The following is a 25,949-nucleotide window of genomic DNA, read 5'->3' as shown; positions in this document are numbered from 1 at the left end:
CCTAGTTGGAAATTCGTGGGTCAAGCCAAACGTATAGAAGATCGGCGATAAAGTTAGCAGTTAGTACTGCGGTCACTAAGATAAGCAGAATGGCTTGGATTAGCGGGTAATCACGAGCAACGATACCTTTGAGAAGAATGTTGCCAAGACCTTGGTAGTTGAACACCACTTCCGTCATGATTGAGCCTGCGAACGAGAAACCAATCGCCATCGCAATAGCGGTTGCAACTGGCAAGATAGCGTTACGACCCGCGTAGCGATACATGACTCTAAAGCTGCTAAGACCCTTGGCTTCTGCCATAGTGACGTAGTCTTCACCTAACACGTTGATCATCGCGTTACGCATGTTGAACACCCAAGTCGCAATACCAACCACAACCATTGAGCCCACAGGTAACACAGCATGCTTGGCAACACTTGCAATGAACTCCCAAGTCCAACCCGGCTCTAGAGAAGGGTCGTAAGTGTACGCGAGCGGTAGCAACTCCATTTTCAAACCGAAGAAGTAGAACAAAAGCAGCGCGGTTACGATGTACGGGAAGTTACTGATGAAAGCCAATACTGGCGGTACGACCTGACCAAACAACCCTTCGCGGCGGTAAGATGCATAGGTACCGATGCTCACACCAATGATCAAAGCCACAATCAGTGAGCCAAGCGCTAGGAACATAGTCCAAGGCAGCGCCATAGCAATCACCTCAGATACGTTGATTGGGAACATCAACACTGAAGGGCCAAGGTCAAGAGTGAACACACTTTTGATGTAGTGAATGTATTGAACAAATACGTTGCCATCAACGAAGCCGTACATTTCACGAACAGCATCCATTTGAGCTGGATCCATACGGCCTTGAGCAGCAGCAAACAGAGCGTCGACTGGGTCACCTGGCATCAGACGTGGCAACATAAAGTTAAATGAGATTGCGATTAAAAACGCAGTAAAATAAAAGCCAAAACGGCGAGCTAAAAACGACATAGCAATACCTTTTAATGTGGGGCCTCAGACGAGACCCCAAATGTTACGAGTTACTTAAGGTGCAAGTTATTTAGGATAATGACTCGCTTACCACCATCGTAAAATACAGGTTGAATGTATGGGTTTTCTTCACTTGGCCAACCAACAATTTTCTTAGTGTTGTATTGGAACCAAGTCGCATTAGAGAACAGCGGGATAAACGGTAGGTTTTGCGCTGTGAACTCTTGCAGTTCAGAGATGATCTCTTGCTGCTTCACTTTGTCACCCGTCTTACCGAAGCTATTAATTAGCGCATCGATTTCTGGGCTATTTACACCGTGACCAGCATGCCAAATCTTACCTACATACGCAGATGAGAAGTAAGCTTGATACGCTAGAATTGGGTTAGTCGATACCATCGACCAGTTGATAGACATCTTGTAGTTACTGTCTTTTAGGTTCTTGTCGTAAACCGCCCAGTCAACCGTTTTAACGTTCGCTTTTACGCCAACTTCATCGAAGAACTCAGTTGCCATTTGAACCACTTGAATCCAGTCTGTCCAACCGTTAACGACTTCAATGTCAAATGTGAACTTGTCGCCGTTTGGCATATCACGGTAGCCGTCACCATCCACGTCTTTCAGACCTGCAGCATCAAGTAGCTTTTTCGCTTCTTCTGGGCTGTATGTCGTTAGGTTACGGTACTTGTCAGTTACACCTTGGTCGATGTTTGCTTTGTAAAGCTCAGCAATACCGCCCGCATTGTAGTTCACTGTTGGGTAACCGTAAGCCGCAATATCAACGATCATTTCACGGTCAAGTGACATAGAAAGAGCCTGACGAACACGGATGTCATCAAATGGCGCTTCTTTTGTGTTCACATAAAGGTGAATGGCATCATTCGCTGGGTACCAGAAGTGGTGATTGTCAGGGTTTTGCTCAACAAATGTGCTTTCGATGTCAGCGATGAAGTTTGAACCCCAGTCGATTTCGCCTTTGATAAGTGCAGGTTGAATTTGCGAGTTATCGTTGTACGAGCGGAACGTCATACAATCTAGGTAAGGACGGTTATCTAGGTAGTAGTTCTCGTTGCGGCAAAGCTCCATTTGTTGAGGCTTAAGATACTTCACCGTCGTCATTGGACCGCTGCCAATTGGATTTGGGTTGGTAAAGGTCGTTAAGTCTTCAGCTTTGCTCCATACTTTCTTAGGAACAATATGGTAGTCCGCAAGGTTCCATAGGAATGTAGAGTCGGCTTCTGTTAGGTTAAGCTTAATCGTACGAGCATCAACAACGTCGATACCTTGTAGGTTACCGCCAGACCAAATACCTTTAAGGTCGAATGCTGGCGCTTTCTTAGTCATCTCGAAACTAAATGCCACGTCTTCAGCCGTTAGAGGGCTGCCGTCCGACCATTTAAGACCGTCACGTAGTTTGATAGTGATGGTTTTTAGATCATCAGAATAGTCAGCAGACTCAGCCAAACGCCAGTGCGTTTCACCAGTCATGTTGTTGAAGACCATCAACGGTTCAAACATCGTACCGTTATAAATGTCTTTCACTGTGTATGGGTTAAAGTTATCAACGAAACCAGTGTTGATGATTGGCACCGTTAGTGTGCCCCCTTGCTTAATCTCTTCCGCTTGTGCAGTCACTGCACTACCAGCAAACAATGCACCACAAATCACTGAGGCGATAAATGTTTTCTTTTGCATCACTTTGTCCTTTAGTTTTGTTTTTGGGTCGAGCGATTTTCAATTTAAGTGGAACTGAATCAGTTCGGGGGTAACACTTCATGAAAGCGCTTTCTTAAGATGCTAAGCAATCCATTGCTCGATAACAAAAACGTCCCCCAAAAAGCCCGTGCCGATCACAATAAATAAAATCATTTAAAAACAATAGGTTAAATTCAAAGATTAATAATTAACCGCATAAAACTCAAAGATATTACTCTTAAAATTCAATCAATTAGCTCATCTCAAGCTCTTTAAAATGTCTCTTTCGAGAAATGTGATCTCAGCAACTTTGTAACTCAGATTAACATGCGACTCACGACATTATCGCTAGCAAACGCCATGCATAAGTGAGTGAATTTTAAGCTCATAATGATTCATTATTATCTTAATAACAGTAACTTATAATACCAAACCAAACTATTAATCCGTTATGTGATCTGCTCACTACCACCATTTTTCCAAACTGATATTATCCAAAAAGAAACCGCTTACTTTTTGGTGATCAATGTGACAACGATTAATTCGGTACGTTTTTGGAACGGAAACAAGTCTGCGTATCGTCAACAATTTGAGCTTGATGTGCTCAATCTACTGCTTTCTGTTACCGCTGAGAGCCATGGCGACGTCAGTATCATTGACGATCGCACCGACTTGCCTTCAGCTAAAGATGAAGGCGCTGTTCTCGACAACGGTAGCGATGTACTCGTCACAGTAAAAGGCAATGCTAAATTTGCCGGTAAACGCTTTATCGAGCTTGCACTGTCTGTTACAAAACAGCTTTTGGGGCAGCGCATTTTATTTGCGCGAGATGATAAGCTTAATGAGTTCTCATCGGTAGAGGCCATTAAAAATAAAAGCGTTGGCGTACCCGAGACATGGGTTGATGCCGAGCTATTTCGAAGCAACGGCTTTACTGTTGTAGAACGCGGCAACTTTGATGGTTTGTTTAAGCGCTTAACCGACGGAGAGTTCGACTTTGTCTGTTTCGGCGCAAATGAAGCACTTGAAGTGTTTGAAAGCCGTGTTGCCAATCAATATCCAGTAAGCCTAGTCGGCGGAGTGATGATCGAGTACCCCTTCCCTTTAGTGTTCTACGTAAATGCAGACAACCCAGAGCTTGCTGCACGTCTCCAGCTTGGCTGTGAAATTGTGCTTGAAACGGGCGACTATGAAGCGCTCTATCAACAATACTTTTCAGACATCGAGAGCACCTTGAAAATTGAGCAGCGTGAACGACTTGAACTGAACAACCCATTTATCTAAATCTTAGTAATCTAAGCTCCCAAAAACGATAGAAAATAACAGGAACTGGAACCCAATTATGCCCTTCACAAACATTGAATTAGCAAGGCAAGCCCTTGCGCCCGTCAGCCGCCAAGCCGCTGCTGAAGGCATTGTTTTATTGGAAAACATCGACAACACTCTCCCACTGCACACACGCAGTCGTGTATCGCTTTTCGGCCGTTGCCAAATTGATACTGTTCGCAGCGGTACAGGCTCTGGCGGTGCAGTAAACGTTCCCTACTCTGTCAATGCACTAGAAGGGCTCAATTCTCACCCAAGTATCGAAGTGAACCAAGAATTGGTTAGCGCTTACCAAAGTTGGCTGGATCAGCACCCGTTTGATGATGGCGGTGGCGGCTGGGCGGCCGAACCTTGGTTCCAACAGGAAATGCCACTCGATAAAGAGACGATTGAACGTGCGAGCCAGCAAAGTGATCATGCTCTCGTTTTTATCGGCCGCACAGCAGGTGAAGACCAAGATAACTCAGACGAGGCAGGCAGCTACCGACTCACCGATATTGAATACCAAATGCTTTGCCAAGTTTGTGAACAGTTCAACTCAGTAGTGGTGATCCTCAATGTGACCAATATTGTTGATATGTCTTGGATGGAGTCCGTCACCAAACCAGAATCCATTAAAGCTGTTCTATATAGCTGGGCGGCAGGGATGGAAGGTGGTCACGCACTTGCTGATGTTCTTTCGGGCGACCTATCGCCAAGCGGAAAGCTAGCGGACACCATCGCTTTTGAGCTTAGTGATTACCCTTCTCATGCTAACTTTGGCAACAAAGACAAAAACCTCTACCAAGAAGATATTTACTCAGGTTATCGCTACTTCGCCACTTTCAAACCCGAAGCGGTTCGTTATGCGTTTGGTGAAGGTTTGAGCTACACCCAGTTTAAACGCAAACTCATTGCACACTCTATCGAAGGCCGCGGCAACACACGTGCCGTACACTTTCACATTGAAGTGACCAACACTGGCAATCAATACAGTGGCAAAGAAGTTGTGCAGTTGTATGTTGAAGCGCCGCAAGGCAAGCTTGGCAAACCTGCCCGTAGCCTTGCAAGTTTTGGTAAAACCCGCATGCTTTCGCCAAACGAGTCTGAACTGGTTCGTATCGTCGTACCACTCGAGGTGCTAGCGTCTTATGATGACTCCGGTGTTACTGGTCATAAGTCTTGCTATGTTCTCGAAGCCGGTCGCTATGATTTCTATCTCGGCGGTAGTGTTAGAGAAGCGACATTAGTCGATGCGCCATTCAACGTAGATACGCTACAAGTTATTGAGCAACTCTCTGAATCGGCAGCGCCTGTTGAGTCATTCCTCCGCATTAAGCCTGTCCAAAGTTCACAAGATGGTCGTTTCTCTATTGAGCACGAATCAGTGCCAACTCGAAACGTCGATATGCAAGCGCGCATTGAGTCTCGCCTGCCCGAGAGCATTGAGCTTACCGGTGATAAAGGGATTAAATTGCAGCATGTGGCAAACGGCAAAGCCTCACTGACAGACTTTGTTGCTCAGTTCAGTCCATCCATGCTTGCAACTATCGTACGCGGCGAGGGTATGTGCAGTCCCAAAGTGACTCCAGGCACCGCAGCGGCATTTGGTGGAGTGAGCGATGCCTTGTTTGATCTTGGTATTCCTGTTGCCGCCGCAGCGGATGGCCCGTCGGGTATTCGCATGGACAGCGGCCATAAAGCGACACAGGTGCCTATTGGTACACTACTCGGTTGCACTTGGAACACCGAGCTTAATGAGCACCTATTCTATCTCGTTGGTGGTGAACTGCAGAGCTACCAAATTGATACATTACTTGGTCCAGGTATTAATATTCATCGCCATCCACTTAATGGCCGTAACTTCGAGTACTTCTCTGAGGATCCACTACTAACGGGCTCAATGGCAGCAGCACAAGTTAGTGGCCTTAAGAGCGCTGGCGTATCAGGCACAATTAAGCACTTTGCGGCCAACGATCAGGAAACCTCGCGTTTCTTCGTCGACGCCGTCATGTCTGAACGTGCTCTTCGTGAAGTCCACATTAAGCCATTTGAGATTGCGGTGAAAAAAGGTGGCGCAACGACGATAATGACCTCTTACAACCCAATTAATGGGCATTGGGGCGCATCACATTATGATCTTAATACCACCCTTCTTCGCGGCGAATGGGGATTTGATGGCATTGTCATGTCTGACTGGTGGGCAAAAATGAACCACCCAGTCACCGGAGGTGAAGAGTCTAAAACCTATACCTCCTACATGGTTCGTGCTCAGAACGACCTGTATATGGTGGTCGACAATGATGGTGCCGAGCGCAACGCGATGGATGATGACACACTTAGCGCAATGGAGGCGGGTCAACTGACTCTTGGCGAGTTGCAGCGAAGCGCCATGAACATCTGCCGATTTATTTTAAGTACCCCGGCGATGCAACGTCCATTAGTTCGCTATAACCCTATTAAACCGTTCAACGCGTGTGACGAGCAGCCAGAAGGCTCTGTACACACCATTGATGGAGCGGTCGCACTCGAGACCAAGAATGATACCAATATCGTTCTTCACGTCACCAAGGCTGGTCAATACCAAGTCAGTATGAATGCCAGTTATGACCGTAATGAGCTCGCTCAATCATCCTGTAGTTTGCACCTCAATGGCAACTACAGTATGTCATTGTCTACGAATGGCACAGAAGGCAAGCCTGTCGACGTTGAAGGCCTCATTGTCGAGCTGCAAACCGGCTGGTATGAATTGGACGTGTCTTTTGTTAAGCCTGGACTTACCCTGCATCACCTAAACTTCAAGCAGGTTTAGGCTCTAAAATCGACAGTGGTAAGTTGCAAATAAACAAGGGCAGACGTTAACGTCTGCCCTTTTTAATTGTTTTTATTAGGTCAATCCCTATTACACCGCTGCTTGACGCTGGCTCACCACCCAAACTCGAACATGGTCGTAAGTCAGGTTGTAGACAAACGCATAAACGGTCACGAAGATCGTCACGCCGATATCCATAATAAAGGCTTGCCATAAGTTCACGCCAAGCATCACTGCCATTACAGGCACCGTTGCCAACAAGAGTCCCGCTTCGAACAGTAGCACGTGAACCACGCGAACCATCACAGTTCGTTCTACTCGCTCACCTTTGACAAAATAATCGAAAATCAGATTGAAGAGATAATTCCAACACATTGCCATTGTCGCTATGACTATCATTGTTCCTGACAGTCTCGCCACGTCATGGTCGGTAAATACTGCTAATCCCGCGATTGATAGGCTCACGGCTAATACTTCAAACAATACTGAATGAAAGACTCTCTCAAGCACTCCCATTGTTAACTCCTCACTGGTTTTTATTTGGTTTGTTGATAGTTCGCCTCTGATTATCCTCACCCAGCAATAGATAGAAAGTTAACAACCATCACAGTTCGTGATACCTTGGGCGCTGTTTTGTGACTAAGGATTGCCGATGTACAGTTTCGAACAACTCAAGGTTTTTGTCGCAGTCTGTGAGTACGGCTCGTTTTCGGCCGCTGCGCGCAAACTCAATCGCGCCCAATCTGGCGTAAGCCAAGCAATATCAAATCTTGAAATTGCCATCAATCAAACCTTATTCAGCCGCGAGAAAAACACGCCAGAGTTGACGGAGAGTGGTGAAGCTTTACTGCCCATTGCTCGGTCTATTCTTCATCAGCAGCAGTATTTCGATCAGAAAATAGATTCACTGGCTAATGATTATGAGCACGAACTCGTCATCGCCGTGGACGAAAGCCTGATGAGCTCTGCTTTATTGTCGATTCTTACACCGCTTGCCACCCAGTACCCCATCACCAACTTTGAAATCATCACCGCTTCTACATTTGATGTTGAAAAATTGGTGAGAGAAGAGGTGGCGCAAATAGGCATTGTATATGCCGATGGAGAACTGCGTGTCGATATGGATTTTTTTGTCATGGGGCAAGCTCGTTTTCTGACCGTTGTCGCACCAGATCACGCCCTCGCGACACTTACCATCGTTAAAGACTCGGATCTCAAAGCGTATCGCCAATGTGTACATCGTAGCTCTGACAAACAAGAACTGTGGTTTACCTATGGAATAAGTACCAATGTTTGGTACGCGAACACTCATCAGAACTTAGTCGATATGGTATTGCAGGGTATCGGCTGGTCAAACTTACCTGAAATGTTGGTAAAACAACCCATACAAGAACAACGCATGGTTGCCCTTCCTGTCGCACATGAAAAAAGCGGCTGGGTTACTACAGTCGGCTGCTTAGTCTCTCGACGTCATGCCAACGGGCCAGTACTTAGCGAGCTGGTCAGTGTTTTACAAAAGCACCAGTTTGTAAATGACCACTGGCAATAGCATGAAGTGACAGCGTCACTGAAAATTATATAAAAACGTGACCGTAGATCGAAGTGAAGGTTACTGAAGTATCTATAATTTACAAAATGTTATGCCCAAACTTATTTCAATAAAAGGTCTAAACCATGCAAATACCCTCCCAATCAAAACAACAACGCAGAAACTTGGGGATTTTAGTTGAGCTTTTGGCCTTTATCCATCCTTACCGAATGAAAGTGTTCGCCGCACTGCTGGCTCTTATTGTCACGGCTGGATTGACCCTCTCGGTTGGCCACGGCGTACGCATTCTCATTGACCAAGGTTTTACTCAGCAGTCACTGGCTGATCTACAGAGCGCGATACAGTTCATTCTCCTCATCACGTTGTGTATCTCTATCGGCACGTTTTTCCGTTTCTACTTAGTCTCTTCTGTTGGTGAGCGTGTCAGCGCCGACATTCGTCAAGCCGTGTTCGACCATGTGATTACGCTGCATCCGAGTTACTTTGAAACCAATGGCAGCGGTGACATCATGTCTCGTATCACCACAGACACAACGCTACTGCAAAGCATTATTGGCTCATCATTCTCAATGGCAATGCGCAGTGCCTTGATGTGCGTGGGTGCCATCATCATGCTATTTGCGACCAACGTTAAGCTCACCCTCATTGTGCTTGCCTCTGTGCCATTCATTCTAGTGCCTATTTTGTTTTATGGCAGGCGCGTAAGAGCACTATCTAGGCAAAGCCAAGATTCAATGGCGGATGTGGGTAGCTATGCAGGAGAGGCCATTGAACATATCAAGACGGTTCAAAGTTACAGCTTTGAAGCGCAAGAGCGCGCCTCGTTTTCCAGTGAAGTAGAACGGGCTTATGATATCGGTCGCCGCCGAGTTAAACAGCGCGCAATCTTAATCTCGGGCGTGATTGTGATCGTGTTTAGTGCTATCGCCGGCATGCTTTGGGTAGGCGGCAGCGATGTGATTAACGGTGTGATGTCGGCAGGCGATCTCGGTGCTTTTGTGTTTTATGCCATCATGGTAGCTTCATCCCTTGCCACCATTTCGGAAGTCATGGGCGAGCTGCAACGTGCAGCGGGAGCCACGGAAAGATTGGTCGAGATTTTACAAGTCGAAAGCCATATTACCGCCCCAGCAAGTGATATACTCTCACCAAACAAACTAAAGCCAGAAGTCGTATTTCACAATGTGATGTTCCACTATCCATCTAGACCTACACTGGCAGCGGTGGAATCACTGGATTTGGTCGCCGAAGAAGGCAAGGTTTTGGCATTGGTGGGGCCTTCTGGCGCCGGAAAAACCACCTTGTTTGAGCTGATGCAGCGGTTTTACGATCCTGAAGCAGGGCAAATCACCTTAGGTGGCATCGATATTCGACGCTTTGATCCTCATGAACTTCGCAAGCAAATGGCATTGGTTCCTCAGCAGCCTGCTCTTTTCAGTAATGACGTGTTCCACAATATTCGCTACGGCAATCCGAACGCCAGTGATGCTGAAGTGATTGAAGCGGCGAAGAAAGCCCACGCTCACGATTTTATTATGAATTTACCTGAAGGGTATCAAAGCTTTCTGGGAGAGCGAGGCGTGCGACTCTCTGGCGGTCAGCGACAACGCATTGCCATTGCGAGAGCGATACTTAAAGATCCTAAGATCTTGTTACTCGATGAAGCCACCAGCGCTCTTGATAGTGAAAGCGAACACCATGTTCAGCAAGCACTAGAGGAACTCATGCAAGGCAGAACAACCATCATCATCGCGCATCGACTTTCTACGATTCAGCACGCGGATCAAATCGCTGTATTGGATCACGGCCGTTTAGTCGACAAAGGTAATCATCATGCGCTGCTGCAAACCTGTGAACTTTATCGACGCTTAGTGGACTTACAGCTTAAACACCTTGCGAGCTAGCGACTTTGCTCGCTCCATATCTCTCGGGATAAACCATAAATGGCATGATCCACCACTCGCCCATTAAGATTTTCAGCTCGAGTGATAATCCCTTCAAGAGTAAATCCAAGCCGCTCACATACGCGGCGGCTTGGGCTATTTTGTTCCGCTGCTGAGATTTGTGCTTTTTCCATATTGAGCTGGGTAAAGGCTATCTCTATCATTTTCGCCACAGCTTTGGTCACAATACCCTTGCCTTGCTGAGGCCGCGATAGCCAATACCCTATTTCTACTTTTTTCAGTGAGTGATTGATGGTGTTAAAGCTTATATTTCCCACTAGTTCACCTTTAAAGACGATTCCGCAAGTCATCGACTTACCAAGCGCATAGTCATGTAAAGATTGCTCAATAAAGCGCGCGAAAAACTCTTGGTTCTTGCCATGCTCTGGCCACACCAACCACTGAGCAAGATAATCTCTGTCTCGTGAAACAATCGCAAGGTAATCAACAGCAAAGCTAGGTTGAACCAAAGCTAGTGAAAGCGTGTCATCGATATCAAGTTTAAACATAACGTCCTTATTCTCGGGTCTTTGAAGATTTTATACAGGTTGAGGGACTCCAAGAGAAGCAAACCTTAATCAAACTCTGCTAGAGCATCTCGATAAGCACTCTGAGCGGAATCACTTAAATAATTGTCCATTCGAAGAAACAGCTCGAATAACTCAGCGCCATATTTAGCTCTAAATGATGCGTCAGCCAAGACAAGCTCTAGTTCATTGGCTACCGTGAGCTCACAAAAATCGGCGGCTTGCTTATCCGTTAGCGCAAATTGCGCATCCGTATAGCGGTCTCGAAACAGAATCGATTTTTTATGCCCGAACTGCGCGAAAACCTCTTCCCTGTGACAGCTACAATAGAGGTAAACTAAAGACTCTGCTTCATCCCCTATCACACCCGAAATCTCATGGCGCTGGCTCAATGACACCATGTTGTCATCAAAACCTGCGGTTCCGTACGCAGCATGAAACAAACCTGCATCAACCAACACGTCCCTTGAGTGCCATTGTTGTAATAAATCAGCCGTTCCCTTTAGATGCGCTTCTAAACTACCGTTAAGGTGCTGAAAGTCGCCAGCGCCCAAGGCTTTCAATAATTCAAATTTTTCCATCGAGCCCTCTATTCTAACCACGCTTAACTGCTATCACCGAATAGATATGCCAATGTTTCTCAATCCCAATCGCCGTTATACCTGGCTCATTCCGCTCGTGAAATCGAATCACATCAAAGTCTTCAAACAGGGATTCTACTTCCAGTTGTGTAAGGGGGGTGGTTTGTGAAGGATACTCAGACGCCCAGCTGTCACTCTGCCCCAAAAAGTCGCCCACAAAAATGCCGCCTTCAGCAATAGAGTCGCTGATACGCTGCCATGTTTGTTTAAACTCTGCGGGGTTAGCAAAAAACAGACTCGCGCCTGCGATAACAACGCCAGCATTCGGGTAGGAAAAATTCTCAAAGGTATCTTGTGATACCTCAACCAACTTATCGTCTGAAAATCGGTCACGACAAATGGCGACAGCTTCTGCATTAATATCGAACCCGAAGACTCGATAACCCTGCGAAGACAAATAGCCGATATCACTACCCGTACCGCACCCACAATCTACCGCAATCTGAAGTCCAGATTCATTCAGAGATAACGCGAACTCCGTGCGCTTAGCATGAGGTTTGGCGAGCGATTTTTCGTAGTAGCGTTTCCATTTTTCTGCGTGGTTATCCATACCTAATTATCCATTTTTAAATAACTACTCTTAGACATCTAAAGTAACGGCTTGGCTATCACGATATCAAGATTAACACTGCAAGGTATAGCTAGGATTGTGTGATAACCGTCTAATTTAGATAGAATAAAGAGAACAGAAAACAAAAGCTTAGAAGTAAAGGCGAACAAAAAAACCAAAGCAATCGCTTTGGCTTAGCACTAATCGGCGTGAATCTACCAATGCACATCCAAATCCTGATCAATACCATTTTGGATGGCTTGCCATTGATCCATTAACGAACTGGCTTTTTCAGCGCTGATCGGTTTTTCGAGTGACGCGTTTTTATGGTCATTTACCGAAAGCATATACGATTGTGCACTTAGGTCAGCCTGGATGTTGTGATAGTCCTTGATGCATTGAGCTGTCGTTTGGTTAGGTCCCCAGGCAAGAACCAGTTTACTACCGTTTATATCCATTGTGATGGCTAGTGAGCTGCAGTCCATGTCATTCTCCTTATCGCTTTTAGAGCTGTTACACCAAAAGCATAGTAGAGCCAATGAAACGGGGCGATATTAATACTCATTCCGTGATCGCCACCGACATCAACTGACTTAGCATGTACAAAGCTTACAGTACACTAGATGGTTTCTGCTCGAGCCTTTATTTTACTCGCTCGATTCGAGGTTTTTCGCCATTTTCTCTGCGGTGGCATTAAAGCTATCCAGTTCTTCTTCGCTCAGCCCCTGAGCCATAGCCGCAAGTACCTGTTTATCAATATCTGCCAAACAGGCCATGACCTTCTGCCCAGCTTCTGTAAGCTCCAAAAAATGACTTCGCTTATCACTTGGATTGGGCGCTTTAACCAATAGAGACTGTGCTATTAGCGTATTGATCAACCGAGTCACCTGCGCCTTATCCCTGTTTAAATAATGCGCAACATCGATAGACGTACAAGGTGATTTTTTGGTGATGATCTTCATGACTCGCATATGCATGGGAGCAATATCGTAGTCGAGACTTTCTATCTGCTCGGCCATCTGGCGCTTAAGCGAGTGAACCAAACGAAAGACAGATTCTAAAGACGTGTTTTCAGACATGACCGATCCTTTCTAAAATATAGTTGACAATATCAACCATTGAACTTATAGTTGACATTATCAACTTAAATCGAACTTATTTCAAGACTGGGGAATCGAAATGACGACACAAGCAACACTGAATCCATTGGAGTCAAACGCCTCTCTAGAGACCACCAAGAAAACGCCTGTCCTTCTAAAAGTTCTCGTTTTGGTGAGCATGATGAGCCTAATCGGAGGTTCGCTCACTGCAGTAATGACGTATATGAACGTCGGATTCGGCGACACATTTATTCAGCAGTGGCTCTCTTCATTTGCTCTTGCCGCCACAGTAATGATGCCCCTCGGCATGGGAATGATGGCGCTGATGACCAAAGTCGTAAGCAAACTCCTTCCAGAGAAAGGTGAACATGTTCGCAACTTAGTGACAGGTCTAATTATGGCCGTGGTTATGGAGTCCCTTTTGGCGTTTATAACCGCAGCAAACACCGTTGGATTTTCTGATGCTTCAGATTTTACCAATGGATGGTTTAACGGCTTTATTGCCGCACTCCCAATCGGCTTAACAATCATGATTGTTATGTCGATGACTATAAAACCTAAGATTGAAAAGTTTCTTAAAAGCTAATTCAGTAACCGTTTTTTTGGAGAACCCTATGAACAGTAAACACAATCAATACCGTATTACTATCGAAGAAGTAAACACCAAAGCAGATCGTGAACTTCAAACGCTGACGTTCGAGATCGAAGATCGTGAGGACATGTTCGAAATCATTGAGAAAATGAAGCAAGGTAGCAGCCTCGATGAGCAGTCCGCAACGCGCCTAGGACTAAGCATTCGTCTGCTTGGGCCAATGATGATGCAAGACAGAAAGCACCCATTGTTCGCAGATTTCATGCCTCATTTCAAAGAGTTCATGCAAAACCTTAAGAAGACAATCAAAGATCAAATTAAGGGTCACTAAACCTATCTAGCCTCGTATCTGCGAGGCTTTTCATTTTTCTCTTCCCCTGCACGACATACCTCGAGTTTTTACAAACAGTAACGTCATTTCTATCAAAAAGTGAATGACTTAACGGCGAACGCGACTCTTAACTGCTAGGGTTTAATCTCACCCATAGATCAATCTAGGCGATGTATGTCAAAGACAGCGAAATTAGAAAACGAAGACAAGTTGTTTAAAAAGGCACTTGAGGTAGGGTGTAAAATGGCGGCAATGCAGGGTTACCCGATTCATGATCCTTCTGCGAGTCAATCAATGAAAGCCAGGGCGCTGTATCTCTTCTTAGTGGAAGTTCGCCAAATCGTCCCGCTTCCAGAAGATAAAGTAGATGGGCAAAACATCAAAAAACGACTGGCACTTTGGCTCCATAGCGTACTGCCAGACAATGATCCTCTTAAATAAGTCCTCAGTCTTTATGACATGATAAATGAAAAGCCCCAGCACTATAGCTGGGGCTTTTCATCGCTATTTCTTATGTTCAGGAATCGGCTGGTTTATGTCGTTTCAATGTCATTTGATTCATCCGTCCAAACACTCCTAAAATCAGGCCAGGACCAATCGGTGATTCTCACGCCTTGTAAGACACTACCCCAGCGCAGTGTTTGTCTGTGGTGAAACAGTGGTAGAAGTCTGTTTTCTATCAGTAAATTCGTAGCAACAGACTCTAGTTCCTTAATATAGTTACGTGGACTTTGCTGCTCTCTGATTTCAGTTATTTGGGTATCCAGCCATTTTAAGACAGGAGCATCAAGCCCTTGCCTTAATACAGCATCAGAGCAAAGCCAGCGGAATACAGATACAGGAAGGTTGTCATCGACAATAAAGCTGGCAATAGTGATGTCTTCTGAGAGTTTTCCTTCGCTCGCTTTACTGTGCAGCGTCTCAAGCGTATATACATTGATTTGGCACTCAACGCCTAACAAGGCTAACTGAGCTTTGATGCCATTAGCGCAGTCTAGTATTACTTGGTGATCGTACACGGCTATGGTTAGTCTCTCTGGGAGAGTGACTCTATCCGCAACACGTCGTTTAATTTTGGTCCAGCTTGGCAAAATGTTAAAAGCAGGAATCGAGGCTCTTGAGAGTGGGGTGAGATCAGGGTTCTCTAATATCAAGTATGGGGAGAGAACACTGAAAAGGTAGGCTCGTTGCAAGGCGTTTAAAGGGAGTGAAGAACTGTTGGCATTCATCAGCAAATACAGACATCCGTTCTCGATACGGGTTTGAGTTTGCCCGTACTCATCAGGCGTGTCACTTGGTGTTGAGCCCCCTTCCGATTGAGGGTGTTCAAGCTCTATCCGTTCAGTTGAGGTTTTATCAAGCTGCCAAATCGTAACCGTATCGGTTAGTGCGGGAAGATCGAAAAACCGATCATTGGCTTCCAACCGCAACCGCTCATCTGAATGTTCGATGACTCGAAATGCACCACATCCATCCACTACTCTCTCCGTCAAACCATCAAGTTGCGTTTGCGGCTGAATCGAATAGCGTAAATCCGATATCAAGGCATCAAACCCGCAGTCTGGGCGACCTAACTCAAAAGTAACCGTTTGATGTCCGTAGTTTACCGCCCTCACATGAGCCAGTTCTGAGTCATATTCAGGTAACGATTTGAGCTTTAAAAACAGCTGAGCAACAGTTGCAGGGGTGAGCGCTAAACCTGAGTGAAACTCTAATCTTGGCCTTAAATAAAAGCGCCATTGAGTATAATCTTCGTTGGCCGTCCAATGGTGAGCAAGCTGTGGCGTTACCTTCCCTTCATAGTCGCAAGCCGTCAAGCATGAATAAACCTGGCGAACCAAAAAACGCTCACTATTTCTTAGCGGTTTATGAGGCAAGATAGGTTGAAACGCACGCTGATAAGTAAGCTGAATATGAAGCTGCCCTTCCCGAACCATAGTTCCAGAGGTTTGTTGCAACAGCTGTGAGAACTGCTCTTGATCGCCATGCAGCATGGAGAATGCTGATTCGTAATAACCTTGTTCAATCAGTTCTCGTCCCAATAACTGGCGAAGGGCTTTGGGGTCAAAGTGTAATATGAGATGCGAACGCTGGTTTCTGCCAACTTTAGGTGTCCAAGTTAGCCATCCTCGCTGTTGGAGTGCTTGCAAAACGGTTCTCGCGTGCCGTGTTGTCGTAAATAAAACTTCTGCCACAGCAGATAACGGCAGGTGATACTCATTTTTGGCGACTGAGCCTTTGGAGGCCAATTGCTTAGTACCAAGACTAAGTAGCCTCTCGTAGTAATGCAGTGCTCGTTCATCTTTCATAAGATTAGAATATAGGGAAGTTATTGAAACTATAATTTCCTTATAATAACTAAAAAACACCAATAACACCTCATCAAAGCAGGAGAGCTTACTTTTGGGGAAATTTATAAACCAAATCCAGCTCTTTTTATCTTCCTGTTTAAGCCGGATACTAGGTCTATATTGAACAAGCGCGCATTCACTATGCTCGCCATCTAATCTCATCAATTTAGAGGCTTCTATGACGCAATTTCCTGACAATTTTCTTTGGGGTGGCGCGATTGCCGCAAACCAAGTTGAAGGCTCATTCACACTCGATGGTAAGGGACTATCAACGTCAGATATGTTGCCTTCTGGTATTCTGAGCCCACACCAAACTCGCGAGGCACGCACTCCGGGTATCAAAGATATTGCTATCGACTTTTACAATCGCTATCCAGAAGACATTGCCTTGTTTGATGAGATGGGTTTTAACTGCTTAAGACTCTCTATTGCCTGGACACGCATCTACCCTAATGGCGATGATGCTGAGCCGAACGAAGCTGGCCTTGCCTACTATGACCGTATTTTCGATGAATTGGCAAAATACAACATGACACCATTTGTCACCCTATCGCATTACGAAATGCCTTACGCCTTGGTAGAAAACTACGGCGGTTGGGGTGACCGCAAGTTAATTGAACTGTTTGAGCGCTACGTAACAACAGTATTTGAACGCTACAAAAACAAAGTGAAACTTTGGCTGACGTTCAACGAGATCAACATGTCTTTGCACGCCCCTTTCACTGGTGTTGGTTTGCAAGAAGGGGCAACAGAGCAAGAGATCTACCAAGCGATCCACCATCAACTGGTCGCCAATGCCAAAGCGGTACAGACATGTAAGCGCATTATTCCAGATGGCAAAATAGGCAATATGCTATTAGGGGCATTAAACTACCCTTACACGTGTAATCCGGATGATGTCATTGCCGCTATGCACGAAAACAACAAATGGCTGTTCTTTGGCGATGTGCAAACTCGTGGTAAGTACCCTGGCTATATGCTGCGTTATTTCCGCGAAAACGAGATTGAAGTTGTGATGGAAGAAGGAGACTTGGAAACCATCGCTAATGCTTCTGTCGATTTTATTTCGTTTAGCTACTACGCCAGCGGCTGTGCGAGTGCCGATCCAAAACAGAAAGAAGTTGGCAACATTGTTGATAGTGTGCCAAACCCATACCTTGAGAAAAGTCAGTGGGGATGGCTCATCGATCCTAAGGGTCTTCGTGTACTGCTTAACTTCTTGTACGACCGTTACCAAAAGCCACTGTTCATCGTTGAGAATGGCCTAGGGGCACGTGATGAAGTCGATGAAAACGGGGAAATCCAGGATGACTACCGTATTGCCTATTTGAACGATCACTTAGTTCAGGCTCGCGAAGCCGTAGCCGACGGCGTCGAGTTAATGGGCTTCACAAGTTGGGGACCGATTGATTTGGTGGCTAACTCAACAGCGGAAATGAGTAAGCGCTACGGCTTCATCTATGTCGATCGTCACGACGATGGTACTGGCACACTAGAACGCAAACGCAAGAAGAGTTTTTATTGGTATCAAGGTGTTATTTCAAGTAACGGGCAGTCACTGTCAGATTAGTTCCAACTGCTTTTTGTAACTGGTAAAGAAATCATCAGTCGCGCTCAAACATTCAATAAATGTCTAGTTTCGGCGCGCCTTCAGTGTTAAATTTATGAAAAAATTAACAAGGAGTTCACGATGAATTCGAAAATCGCAGTGGTCATGGGCATAGCGTTAGCAGCAGTGCTAGCAGGGTGTGCTCCGTCGAACGAATATCGTAATAACCAAGAAATTGGTACCAAAATGGAAGAAGACGCTAAGCGTGAAAAAGAGATTTGTACCGCATTAGGCGATATCAACTGCGCGCAGCAGCTTTAGTCAGAACGAATGAATAGTAGAAAGGGAGCACAGGCTCCCTTTTTTGGTTAATTTCTTAGCTTAATCTTTCTTGGAATCAGCTCAACACCAGGGTTATAGCGTTTAGCCGATGCATTAAGTGCTAGCTCAAGCGCACTATCGCAGATGAGTTCAAACTGCTGCGGAAGCGAATTAACGCGCAGTGGTAAAAAATCGAGTAGGCGATTGTCACCAAAAGTCCCTATCTTAACTTTCCCCATCAAATCCGGGTTGTCAATCAGGACATCGAGCACACCTTCAAGTAAGGTGTAAGAAGTGGTGACCAATGCATCCGGTACGTTGCCCTGCTCTATCCACTCCATGAAAACTCGCTTGCCTTCATCACTATTAAAGTGATCGCCATACGCAACAACGGAGCTAAGCTGCTTTTCTTTGATTGCAGTTTCAAAACCCAACTGGCGCTCTCGAGAGATATTCAGCTCTGGTAAGGCGCCAATTAAGCCAACGGTATCAACCTTGCTATCCAATACCGACTGAGTCAGCTCATAAGCCGCACCATGATCTTCACTAATCACGCAGCTAAAGTGTTCATCATCCAAGCTTCGGTCTATCGCAATAACCGGCGTACCGCGCTGCTGCACTGGCAGATAGTAGTCGCTGGCATCGGTAATAGCACTGGCAACAAACAACGCATCAATACGACGAGAAATCAACGCATCGGCCACCAGCTTCTCTGTTTGCGGATCGTCATCGGAACATCCAATCAATATTTGAAATCCAGCCTTACGAGAGTTCTGCTCAAGCAACTTGGCAATGCGGGCGTAACTGGTGTTTTCTAGGTCTGGGATGATCAAACCAAATGAACGGCTCTGTCCCGCACGTAGCGATGATGCGGCGTGATCCGGTCGGTAGTTGTGCTCCTCTACCACGGCCATGACTTTGCGCTGAGTCTTCTCTGAAATTCTGTATTTTTGCGCTTTGCCATTGATAACGTAGCTGGCGGTGGTTTTCGATACCCCTGCCAGTTTGGCGATCTCGTCGAGTGTCATGTTTCGATCCTTTTCTGTGCGATGGATCATATAAATGAATTCCAAGCTAACTGATGAATTGAATTATAAGCTGAATCGGTTCAGTATAAAAGCTGAAAGGATTCAGCAGAGTTCACAAATTTAAAACTTAGTCCATACTGAGAATGGACAGGAAGTGAACATAGCCAAGGGTGGCGCTAAGTCTGATGCTACAAATCACGCATCATTACGGGTAATAACACCGTAATTAAGTCCACCAAAACAACAGCAAAGGACTTGCTGACTTTTTTTGAGATTTTTGCTGAATCGATTCAGTTACGCTTAAAGCAGTAAGCATCAAGCCAACATGAATCGGTTCTTTAATAGAATTAAACAGGTGAGCAACTATGCTTCAACTCGACACGAACACGATTACACTGAATCAATCCTCCGATAATAAACTGAATGCTATTAAAGCGATCGCCGCAGACCTTACCGCTAAAGGTTTGGTGCAATATGGTTACGTTGACGGCATGCTAAATCGCGAAGGCCAAAACTCAACGTTTCTTGGTAATGGCATTGCGATCCCGCACGGCACAACCGATACCCGTGATCTGGTTAAGCAAACCGGTGTTGCCGTTCACCACTTCCCTAACGGCGTAGATTGGGGTGATGGCAATATCGCTTATGTCGCGATTGGCATTGCGGCAAAATCTGACGAACACTTAGGTATCCTTAAGCAGCTTACGAAAATCCTATCTGCTGATGGCGTTGAGCAAAAACTTAAGCAAGCGAAAAGCGAAAAAGACATCATCGCCCTTCTAAACGGTGACGTTCAGCTAGAAGCTGACTTTGATGCCTCACTTATCCAACTTAACTTCCCAGCAAGTGACATGGTGCAGATGGCAGCGGTTGCGGGCGGTCTTCTCAAAAACACTGGCGGTACTGGCGCCGAGTTTGTTGCTGATCTCGTCACCAAGTCACCGACTCACCTAGGTAAAGGCCTATGGCTAGTCAGCAGTGATAAAGCGGTTACGCGCACTGGCATGGCATTTGTTTCTACCATCAACCAATGCGAATTAGATGGAACACCAGTGCAAGCGCTGATTGCTTTTGCCGCTTGCAACAATGCTCACCAACCGATGCTAGACAAAATTACTGAACTGGTATTCAAGCAAGAGCAAGACAAACTGATGTCACTCTCTACCGAACAAGTGCTTGGTTTCTTCACTGGCGAAGATGTTCAAGCGGCTGACGCTGAAGATGGCAACGTTGCTGTATTCAAAATCAAAAATGCTCACGGCCTTCATGCTCGCCCTGGCGCCATGTTAGTGGCGGAAGCGAAGAAATTCGAATCGTCTATCAAGGTGTCTAACCTAAATGGCGATGGCAAAGCAGTGAACGCGAAAAGCCTGATGAAAGTGATCGCCCTTGGCGTAAAACACGGCCACGAGCTTCGGTTTAGCGCTGAAGGTGCAGATGCTGCAGAAGCATTAGAAGCGATTGGCAAAGCTATCGCATCGGGTCTGGGTGAAGGCTAAGGAATCTGTTATGACCACTACGAATAAAGTCGTCACCATCACGCTAAACCCTGCACTGGATCTCACTGGCAGTCTAGAGACTTTGAATAAAGGTTCCATCAGCCTAGTGAACCAAGGTTCTTTGCACGCAGCTGGTAAAGGCGTAAACGTCGCAAAAGTACTTAGCGACTTAGGCGCTAACGTCACGGTTACGGGTTTTCTTGGTACCGATAATCAAGAGCTGTTCTGTCAGCTGTTTGCTGAGATGGGCGCGCAAGACAAATTTGTTCGCGTTGCGGGTTCTACTCGCATCAACGTCAAATTGGTCGAACAAAGCGGCGACGTTAGTGACATCAATTTCCCGGGTGTTGAGGTTGACGCGAAGGCTATCGCCGCATTTGAGCAAACCCTTAATGAGCTAATGGCAGAGCACGATTACTTTGTCTTCGCGGGCAGTTTGCCACGCGGTATCACACCAGAGCAATGTGCGATTTGGATTGCACATCTGCAGCAAAACGGTAAGCGTGTCTTGTTCGATAGCAGTCGCGATGCACTAGCTAAAGGACTGGACTCAAAACCGTGGCTAATTAAGCCAAATGATGAGGAGCTATCACAGTTTGTTGGCCGTCACCTCACCACGCAAGCGCAATGTTTAGAAGCCGCCGAATCACTTTCTGACAAAGGTATTGCCAACATTGTAGTGTCAATGGGCGCCGAAGGTGTGCTGTGGTTAGAAAACGGTGAATGGCTACAAGCAAAACCGCCAAGAATGTCAGTCGTGAGCACTGTTGGTGCTGGTGACACGCTCGTTGCAGGCCTATGTTGGGGCCATATGCAATCTAAGCCGAAAACAGAATTACTTTCTTTTGCAACCGCCTTATCTGCGCTAGCAGTGAGCCAAGTTGGCGTCGGTGTTGCGAGTGTGGAAGAAGTTTTATCCCTACAACAAAAAATAGAGTTACAAAAGCTTAGCCACTAATTTACCTAAGTCTTTGACTTAGATTCTTGTGGCAAATGGACACGAAGGTCGAACCTATGAAAATTTCAATTATTACCGCTTGCCCTAGTGGCGTAGCAAACAGCATTATCGCAGCAGGTCTTTTAGACCAAGCGGCGAAAGCACTTGAACACGAAGCGAATGTCGAGTGTCATTCTAGTGTGGTGGAAACACAAACTCTAACAGAGGCTCAAATCAACGAGTCTGATGTCATTGTTGTGGCCGCTAACGCGCCAGTAGATACTCAGCGCTTTGTAGGCAAAAAAGTCTATCAAGCGAGCATCTCCGACTGCACATCGGATCCAAAAGCATTCCTTGCTGATGCCATCGAAAAAGCGACCGAACTAGAGCAAGGTGTGACTGTTGCAGCGACAGCAGACACATCAAGCAGCGCGAAAAAAATCGTAGCTATTACAGCCTGCCCTACTGGCGTGGCGCACACCTTCATGGCGGCAGAAGCGCTTGAAGACGAAGCTAAGCGCATGGGTCACACCATTAAAGTGGAGACTCGTGGTTCTGTAGGTGCGAAAAACCAACTGACCGCACAAGAAATTGCCGATGCGGATTTGGTTATTATCGCTGCGGATATTGAAGTTCCACTGGATCGTTTTGACGGCAAACCAATGTACAAAACCAGTACTGGCCTTGCTCTTAAAAAGACCGAACAAGAGATCAATAAAGCGTTTGTTGACGCGTCTCCTTACAAACATACCGCTGGCGCAAGTCAGTCTGGTGCAGCCGAAGAGAAGAAAGGCGTGTATAAGCACCTAATGACCGGTGTATCTCACATGCTTCCTGTGGTTGTTGCTGGTGGCCTTATCATCGCGCTGTCGTTTGTATTCGGTATCGAAGCGTTTAAAGAAGAGGGCACGCTTGCAGCAGCACTTATGACCATTGGTGGTGGCAGTGCATTTGCTCTGATGATCCCAGTACTAGCAGGCTACATTGCGTTCTCAATTGCAGATCGCCCAGGTCTAGCTCCAGGTCTTATTGGCGGCATGCTAGCAAGCTCTACAGGTGCGGGCTTCCTTGGTGGTATTGTGGCGGGTTTCCTAGCAGGTTACTCAGCGAAATTGATTGCCGATAAAGTCAGCCTTCCACAGTCAATGGAGGCGTTGAAACCTATCTTAATCATTCCGTTTGTAGCTAGCTTGTTCACAGGCCTTGTGATGATTTACATCGTTGGCGGCCCAGTATCTGGCATTATGGCGGGTCTGACTGATTTCCTAAACAACATGGGTAGCGCCAATGCGGTTCTACTAGGCGTACTTCTAGGCGCAATGATGTGTTTCGATTTGGGCGGACCGGTGAACAAAGCCGCTTACACCTTCGGTGTTGGTCTTTTGGCTTCTCAAACGTACGCACCTATGGCAGCTATCATGGCAGCGGGTATGGTACCAGCGCTTGGTATGGGTCTAGCCACATTCCTAGCGAAAGATAAGTTTGAAGCTGGTGAACGTGAAGCAGGCAAAGCGTCATTCGTACTTGGTATGTGCTTTATTTCTGAAGGTGCTATTCCATTTGCAGCGAAAGATCCTGTACGCGTTATCCCTTCATGCATGATTGGTGGTGCGTTAACGGGTGCACTATCTATGCTAATTGGCGCGAAACTAATGGCACCTCACGGCGGTCTGTTCGTTCTGCTTATTCCTGGTGCAATCTCACCAGTACTGATGTACCTAGTAGCGATTGCGGCGGGTACTGCGGTAACAGGCTTTACGTATGCCTTCCTAAAACGCAGCTCGGATAAGAAGACGCTAGCTGCGGCTTAAGAGATCTATGATTTAAACGATGCCACCCCCTAAATAAGGCATTTCGAATAGCGCTGCACTAGCAGCGCTTTTTTAATCTCATGCAAACACTCGTCTGCGTAGCCAACCAAGGCTTATCAGACTCAACGACAGCAGCCAAGACCAAGCGCCACCACCGCCTCCGTCACCACCGCCAGAGTTCACTGTTCCACCCTGAAAAATAACGCGGCCGTTCGCTTCTAAATATTCGATGCGATCTTGCTCAGTCACTATCAGAGTGGGTACTTGCTGACCACTCAGCACACTATCAATCCAGCCTGCGTAATCCGCAATTTCAGTATATGCCGCGGTCACTGCTGAAGTCGCATCACCGCACTCGGCAGGGCCAAAACTGGTGATTCCGACTTGCTTGAACACGCCATTATCATTCCAGTAGATAGGTCCTCCAGAATCACCTTGGCATGTTCCCGCTTTAAGACCATTAGCAATTGAAGTCGCTCCACTAAAACAAATTTGTTTATCTGTCAGGAAGTTGCCGTTAGTAAAATTGTTAGCGCAGGTAGCATTGGAGACCCAGAATAGATCTGCACGTTGCAGAATATTGGTACCATTCACTCCGGTTTCCACGTCACCATGCCCTAGCGCAACGAACGCAGCGAGGCGGCTTCTATATTGACTCGACTCTGTGGACGTAGCGCGTGAAACTAAGCTCCCCCCCGACACAGAGCTCTCTAGACGAATAATTGCAATGTCATTGGGGAGCAGTTTGGTAATGTTGTTTTCAAAGTTCGGGTGGAAGAACACTGCTTCAGCACGCTGTTTTTCAGCGTTAAGAAATTGGTTCTCGTTTTCCAGACCGACAACAGCGCTGGTAAAGAACACGGCACCTTCATCATAACTATTAAAACTCGATAAACAGTGTCCCGCAGTCATCACATGGCGGCTATCGAGTAACGTACCCGCACAGTATGCACCCGACGAATAACGTCCGTCATACTCCAACGAATCAATAAAAAGGCTAACGAAAGATGGAAAGTCTAAAATCGATGCATTGGTGCCATTCACAATCATTGGGGCGATATCAACCTTTGGGACTACCTCACCTTCAGGAGTAACATCACTTTCGGCATGCACTAACCCTGCCACCAAACCTAGCGGCAGAACCAATGATGCAAACAACCATCGTTTCACGTTTAGATTCATTCGGAATCTCCTTTTCTGAATAATCTGTGGGAGTTAACGTGATTTAGCTCTCACTTTCAGTATAGAGTGTTACGAACGATCTCGTAGGTTCGATTAGGTATGTCTTAACAATGAGTCAAAGATGATCAAAAACGCCGAGCAAATAGCTCGGCGTCGCAACTGAAGGGGTTTAAATCAATCTAACCATCAGTGAGCTTTCTTCTCGACCAACCAGCATAGACAAGTAGCGCTGTGAATATCCAAGGGAAGCTCCCACCACCACCGTCGCTTCCAGTTGACTTATTGGAATTTGGTGACACGCGTTCTCCAAAATTTACGCGCTCTTGTTCAGTCGGTGTATAGGTTGGAGTTTCGTGCCCTGCTAGTACACCTACTATCCAGTCGTAATGGTGAGCTACCTCAGTAAAAACCGATGTCACTGGAATGCTTGTATCACCGCATTCTGCTGGACCGAAACTGGTGATACCAATTTGCACCAAACTGCCATTGTTCTCCCAATATACCGGACCTCCCGAATCACCTTGGCAGGTTCCACCATTTAATCCAGTCACGTTACTATAATCGCCAGAAAAACAGATATAGTCATCTCGCACACCACTTAACCCAAAAGCCATACATTGGCTATTGCTGACATAGTTAAGAGGCACCTCAAGTAGTTGCTCAGAATCATCGACATTTGAGCGAGTATCACCATGCCCGACTGCTATAAAGCTTGCTGGCTGGTAACGATACGCTTTTGAGAATCCGTAGCTAACTGGCTCTCCCAATTGTGCCGACTTTTCTAACTTCAAAATAGCAATGTCATTGCGCCAAAGATAATCCTCTCCATCCCTGTAATCTGGATGTAAATATATCTCTGCGATACGCAAGCGCTCGGCACTACCTGCCTCATCAGTATTTTGTAACTTGGTTATCGCGACGGTAAATAATTGATTCCATTGAGCGGAGTTGCTGTCACCATAAAAGCAGTGTGCTGCCGTCAATACATAGTCTTGACTGAGCAACGTGCCACCACAAATCGGCCCCTCAAGCGAGTAATCTGTATAGGCCTCCGGATCCGAAAATAAAGATACAAAAGAGCGATAATCTTCAATATCAGCTACGTTACCGTTCACAATGTATGGTGAAACCGACTTACTATTGTCAGAAGCAAGAACTTGGTCAGCGTTAGCATGGAGTGAAATAAAACTGGTTGATAAAACCGCAACTGCGATTGCACTACGGTTAAAAAAACGTCGAAACACGAAACGC

At 46.2% G+C, this 25,949-nt stretch carries 24 protein-coding genes; 12 read left to right on the top strand and 12 right to left on the bottom strand.

The window, feature by feature from the left end; genetic code table 11:
* Window position 1: 1 nt before the first annotated feature.
* Together L4C42_RS05070 and L4C42_RS05065 are read right to left on the bottom strand one after the other, a co-directional pair.
* Complete coding sequence (locus tag L4C42_RS05070) at window positions 2–976, bottom strand: ABC transporter permease (RefSeq protein ID WP_353499073.1); 975 nt, start codon at window positions 974–976, stop codon at window positions 2–4.
* Window positions 977–1,026: 50 nt separating this feature from the next.
* Entirely contained in the window at window positions 1,027–2,670 is a 1,644-nt protein-coding gene (locus L4C42_RS05065; protein ID WP_353499072.1) for an ABC transporter substrate-binding protein, read from the bottom strand.
* 528 nt (window positions 2,671–3,198) lie between these two features.
* Here L4C42_RS05065 and L4C42_RS05060 point away from each other — a divergent pair.
* Both L4C42_RS05060 and L4C42_RS05055 read left to right on the top strand, forming a co-directional pair.
* Window positions 3,199–3,954, top strand: a complete 756-nt coding sequence (locus L4C42_RS05060; protein WP_353499071.1) for a type 2 periplasmic-binding domain-containing protein — start codon at window positions 3,199–3,201, stop codon at window positions 3,952–3,954.
* A 58-nt stretch (window positions 3,955–4,012) separates the two neighbouring features.
* Window positions 4,013–6,787, top strand: a complete 2,775-nt coding sequence (locus L4C42_RS05055) for a glycoside hydrolase family 3 protein (RefSeq protein WP_429759624.1) — start codon at window positions 4,013–4,015, stop codon at window positions 6,785–6,787.
* A gap of 90 nt (window positions 6,788–6,877) precedes the next feature.
* Here the strand turns inward: L4C42_RS05055 and L4C42_RS05050 are convergent, their stop codons facing one another.
* Entirely contained in the window at window positions 6,878–7,303 is a 426-nt protein-coding gene (locus L4C42_RS05050) for a PACE efflux transporter (RefSeq protein WP_353499069.1), read from the bottom strand.
* Between the two features lie 136 nt (window positions 7,304–7,439).
* Here L4C42_RS05050 and L4C42_RS05045 point away from each other — a divergent pair, with 136 nt between their 5' ends.
* Together L4C42_RS05045 and L4C42_RS05040 are read left to right on the top strand one after the other, a co-directional pair.
* The gene (locus tag L4C42_RS05045; RefSeq protein WP_429759621.1) at window positions 7,440–8,336 is read left to right on the top strand and encodes a LysR family transcriptional regulator; all 897 of its coding nucleotides are present in this window, start codon (window positions 7,440–7,442) and stop codon (window positions 8,334–8,336) included.
* Window positions 8,337–8,461: 125 nt separating this feature from the next.
* A complete protein-coding gene (locus tag L4C42_RS05040) occupies window positions 8,462–10,240 on the top strand; it encodes an ABC transporter ATP-binding protein/permease (protein WP_429759619.1) in 1,779 nt (592 codons plus the stop codon).
* Here L4C42_RS05040 and L4C42_RS05035 read toward each other — a convergent pair.
* From L4C42_RS05035 to L4C42_RS05015, 5 genes are all read right to left on the bottom strand, one after another.
* Window positions 10,237–10,788: a GNAT family N-acetyltransferase gene (locus L4C42_RS05035; RefSeq protein ID WP_353499066.1), complete on the bottom strand. Its 552-nt coding sequence runs from the start codon at window positions 10,786–10,788 to the stop codon at window positions 10,237–10,239. The two genes, L4C42_RS05040 and L4C42_RS05035, sit on opposite strands and share 4 nt — an antisense overlap.
* A gap of 65 nt (window positions 10,789–10,853) precedes the next feature.
* Complete coding sequence (locus L4C42_RS05030; protein WP_353499065.1) at window positions 10,854–11,387, bottom strand: DUF6817 domain-containing protein; 534 nt, start codon at window positions 11,385–11,387, stop codon at window positions 10,854–10,856.
* Window positions 11,388–11,400: 13 nt separating this feature from the next.
* Window positions 11,401–11,997: a class I SAM-dependent methyltransferase gene (locus L4C42_RS05025; protein WP_353499064.1), complete on the bottom strand. Its 597-nt coding sequence runs from the start codon at window positions 11,995–11,997 to the stop codon at window positions 11,401–11,403.
* Window positions 11,998–12,212: 215 nt separating this feature from the next.
* Window positions 12,213–12,482 (bottom strand): hypothetical protein, encoded by a 270-nt coding sequence (locus L4C42_RS05020; RefSeq protein ID WP_353499063.1) that lies wholly within the window; start codon window positions 12,480–12,482, stop codon window positions 12,213–12,215.
* A 162-nt stretch (window positions 12,483–12,644) separates the two neighbouring features.
* Window positions 12,645–13,076: a MarR family winged helix-turn-helix transcriptional regulator gene (locus tag L4C42_RS05015; protein WP_353499062.1), complete on the bottom strand. Its 432-nt coding sequence runs from the start codon at window positions 13,074–13,076 to the stop codon at window positions 12,645–12,647.
* Window positions 13,077–13,176: 100 nt separating this feature from the next.
* Between L4C42_RS05015 and L4C42_RS05010 the strand changes: the two genes are divergently transcribed.
* The 3 genes from L4C42_RS05010 (at window position 13,177) to L4C42_RS05000 (ending at window position 14,461) form a co-directional block, all read left to right on the top strand.
* Complete coding sequence (locus tag L4C42_RS05010; protein ID WP_353499061.1) at window positions 13,177–13,683, top strand: DUF2798 domain-containing protein; 507 nt, start codon at window positions 13,177–13,179, stop codon at window positions 13,681–13,683.
* 28 nt (window positions 13,684–13,711) lie between these two features.
* Window positions 13,712–14,020 carry a DUF3861 domain-containing protein gene (locus L4C42_RS05005; protein WP_353499060.1) on the top strand — a complete coding sequence of 103 codons (309 nt, stop codon included), beginning with the start codon at window positions 13,712–13,714 and terminating at the stop codon, window positions 14,018–14,020.
* A 174-nt stretch (window positions 14,021–14,194) separates the two neighbouring features.
* Window positions 14,195–14,461 (top strand): DUF5062 family protein, encoded by a 267-nt coding sequence (locus L4C42_RS05000; protein ID WP_353499059.1) that lies wholly within the window; start codon window positions 14,195–14,197, stop codon window positions 14,459–14,461.
* A 92-nt stretch (window positions 14,462–14,553) separates the two neighbouring features.
* Here L4C42_RS05000 and L4C42_RS04995 read toward each other — a convergent pair whose 3' ends face one another.
* On the bottom strand, window positions 14,554–16,329 hold the full coding sequence (locus L4C42_RS04995) for an SgrR family transcriptional regulator (protein WP_353499058.1): 1,776 nt from the start codon (window positions 16,327–16,329) through the stop codon (window positions 14,554–14,556).
* Between the two features lie 220 nt (window positions 16,330–16,549).
* Here L4C42_RS04995 and L4C42_RS04990 point away from each other — a divergent pair, with 220 nt between their 5' ends.
* A complete protein-coding gene (locus L4C42_RS04990) occupies window positions 16,550–17,941 on the top strand; it encodes a glycoside hydrolase family 1 protein (RefSeq protein ID WP_353499057.1) in 1,392 nt (463 codons plus the stop codon).
* Between the two features lie 120 nt (window positions 17,942–18,061).
* Window positions 18,062–18,241, top strand: coding sequence for a hypothetical protein (locus L4C42_RS04985; protein WP_353499056.1), 180 nt, complete (start codon window positions 18,062–18,064; stop codon window positions 18,239–18,241).
* A gap of 47 nt (window positions 18,242–18,288) precedes the next feature.
* Here L4C42_RS04985 and cra read toward each other — a convergent pair whose 3' ends face one another.
* On the bottom strand, window positions 18,289–19,269 hold the full coding sequence (gene cra / locus L4C42_RS04980; RefSeq protein WP_353499055.1) for a catabolite repressor/activator: 981 nt from the start codon (window positions 19,267–19,269) through the stop codon (window positions 18,289–18,291).
* Between the two features lie 365 nt (window positions 19,270–19,634).
* Here cra and fruB point away from each other — a divergent pair, with 365 nt between their 5' ends.
* From fruB to fruA, 3 genes are read left to right on the top strand one after another with little or no spacing between them, the layout of a single operon-like run.
* On the top strand, window positions 19,635–20,768 hold the full coding sequence (fruB, locus tag L4C42_RS04975; protein ID WP_353499054.1) for a fused PTS fructose transporter subunit IIA/HPr protein: 1,134 nt from the start codon (window positions 19,635–19,637) through the stop codon (window positions 20,766–20,768).
* Window positions 20,769–20,778: 10 nt separating this feature from the next.
* The gene (pfkB, locus tag L4C42_RS04970) at window positions 20,779–21,726 is read left to right on the top strand and encodes a 1-phosphofructokinase (RefSeq protein WP_353499053.1); all 948 of its coding nucleotides are present in this window, start codon (window positions 20,779–20,781) and stop codon (window positions 21,724–21,726) included.
* A gap of 56 nt (window positions 21,727–21,782) precedes the next feature.
* Window positions 21,783–23,516: a PTS fructose transporter subunit IIBC gene (gene fruA, locus L4C42_RS04965; protein WP_353499052.1), complete on the top strand. Its 1,734-nt coding sequence runs from the start codon at window positions 21,783–21,785 to the stop codon at window positions 23,514–23,516.
* A 78-nt stretch (window positions 23,517–23,594) separates the two neighbouring features.
* On the opposite strand, the gene L4C42_RS04960 is transcribed toward fruA, so the two are convergent.
* Both L4C42_RS04960 and L4C42_RS04955 read right to left on the bottom strand, forming a co-directional pair.
* Window positions 23,595–24,698 (bottom strand): S1 family peptidase, encoded by a 1,104-nt coding sequence (locus L4C42_RS04960; RefSeq protein WP_429759612.1) that lies wholly within the window; start codon window positions 24,696–24,698, stop codon window positions 23,595–23,597.
* Between the two features lie 179 nt (window positions 24,699–24,877).
* Window positions 24,878–25,942, bottom strand: a complete 1,065-nt coding sequence (locus L4C42_RS04955) for a S1 family peptidase (protein ID WP_353499050.1) — start codon at window positions 25,940–25,942, stop codon at window positions 24,878–24,880.
* Window positions 25,943–25,949 lie beyond the last annotated feature (7 nt).

Source organism: Vibrio wakamikoensis (assembly GCF_050337275.1).
In the GTDB taxonomy this organism is placed as follows: Bacteria; Pseudomonadota; Gammaproteobacteria; order Enterobacterales; family Vibrionaceae; genus Vibrio; species Vibrio chaetopteri.
Note: the sequence above shows the minus strand (reverse complement) of the source record. Positions and strands in the feature narration are given on the sequence as shown.

Coding starts and splice junctions, on each gene's coding strand:
- L4C42_RS05070 (WP_353499073.1), bottom strand. CDS start 976: ATGTCGTTTTTAGCTCGCCGTTTTGGCTTTTATTTTACTGCGTTTTTA.
- L4C42_RS05065 (WP_353499072.1), bottom strand. CDS start 2,670: ATGCAAAAGAAAACATTTATCGCCTCAGTGATTTGTGGTGCATTGTTT.
- L4C42_RS05055 (WP_429759624.1), top strand. CDS start 4,013: ATGCCCTTCACAAACATTGAATTAGCAAGGCAAGCCCTTGCGCCCGTC.
- L4C42_RS05050 (WP_353499069.1), bottom strand. CDS start 7,303: ATGGGAGTGCTTGAGAGAGTCTTTCATTCAGTATTGTTTGAAGTATTA.
- L4C42_RS05045 (WP_429759621.1), top strand. CDS start 7,440: ATGTACAGTTTCGAACAACTCAAGGTTTTTGTCGCAGTCTGTGAGTAC.
- L4C42_RS05040 (WP_429759619.1), top strand. CDS start 8,462: ATGCAAATACCCTCCCAATCAAAACAACAACGCAGAAACTTGGGGATT.
- L4C42_RS05035 (WP_353499066.1), bottom strand. CDS start 10,788: ATGTTTAAACTTGATATCGATGACACGCTTTCACTAGCTTTGGTTCAA.
- L4C42_RS05030 (WP_353499065.1), bottom strand. CDS start 11,387: ATGGAAAAATTTGAATTATTGAAAGCCTTGGGCGCTGGCGACTTTCAG.
- L4C42_RS05025 (WP_353499064.1), bottom strand. CDS start 11,997: ATGGATAACCACGCAGAAAAATGGAAACGCTACTACGAAAAATCGCTC.
- L4C42_RS05020 (WP_353499063.1), bottom strand. CDS start 12,482: ATGGACTGCAGCTCACTAGCCATCACAATGGATATAAACGGTAGTAAA.
- L4C42_RS05015 (WP_353499062.1), bottom strand. CDS start 13,076: ATGTCTGAAAACACGTCTTTAGAATCTGTCTTTCGTTTGGTTCACTCG.
- L4C42_RS05010 (WP_353499061.1), top strand. CDS start 13,177: ATGACGACACAAGCAACACTGAATCCATTGGAGTCAAACGCCTCTCTA.
- L4C42_RS05005 (WP_353499060.1), top strand. CDS start 13,712: ATGAACAGTAAACACAATCAATACCGTATTACTATCGAAGAAGTAAAC.
- L4C42_RS05000 (WP_353499059.1), top strand. CDS start 14,195: ATGTCAAAGACAGCGAAATTAGAAAACGAAGACAAGTTGTTTAAAAAG.
- L4C42_RS04995 (WP_353499058.1), bottom strand. CDS start 16,329: ATGAAAGATGAACGAGCACTGCATTACTACGAGAGGCTACTTAGTCTT.
- L4C42_RS04990 (WP_353499057.1), top strand. CDS start 16,550: ATGACGCAATTTCCTGACAATTTTCTTTGGGGTGGCGCGATTGCCGCA.
- L4C42_RS04985 (WP_353499056.1), top strand. CDS start 18,062: ATGAATTCGAAAATCGCAGTGGTCATGGGCATAGCGTTAGCAGCAGTG.
- cra (WP_353499055.1), bottom strand. CDS start 19,269: ATGACACTCGACGAGATCGCCAAACTGGCAGGGGTATCGAAAACCACC.
- fruB (WP_353499054.1), top strand. CDS start 19,635: ATGCTTCAACTCGACACGAACACGATTACACTGAATCAATCCTCCGAT.
- pfkB (WP_353499053.1), top strand. CDS start 20,779: ATGACCACTACGAATAAAGTCGTCACCATCACGCTAAACCCTGCACTG.
- fruA (WP_353499052.1), top strand. CDS start 21,783: ATGAAAATTTCAATTATTACCGCTTGCCCTAGTGGCGTAGCAAACAGC.
- L4C42_RS04960 (WP_429759612.1), bottom strand. CDS start 24,698: ATGAATCTAAACGTGAAACGATGGTTGTTTGCATCATTGGTTCTGCCG.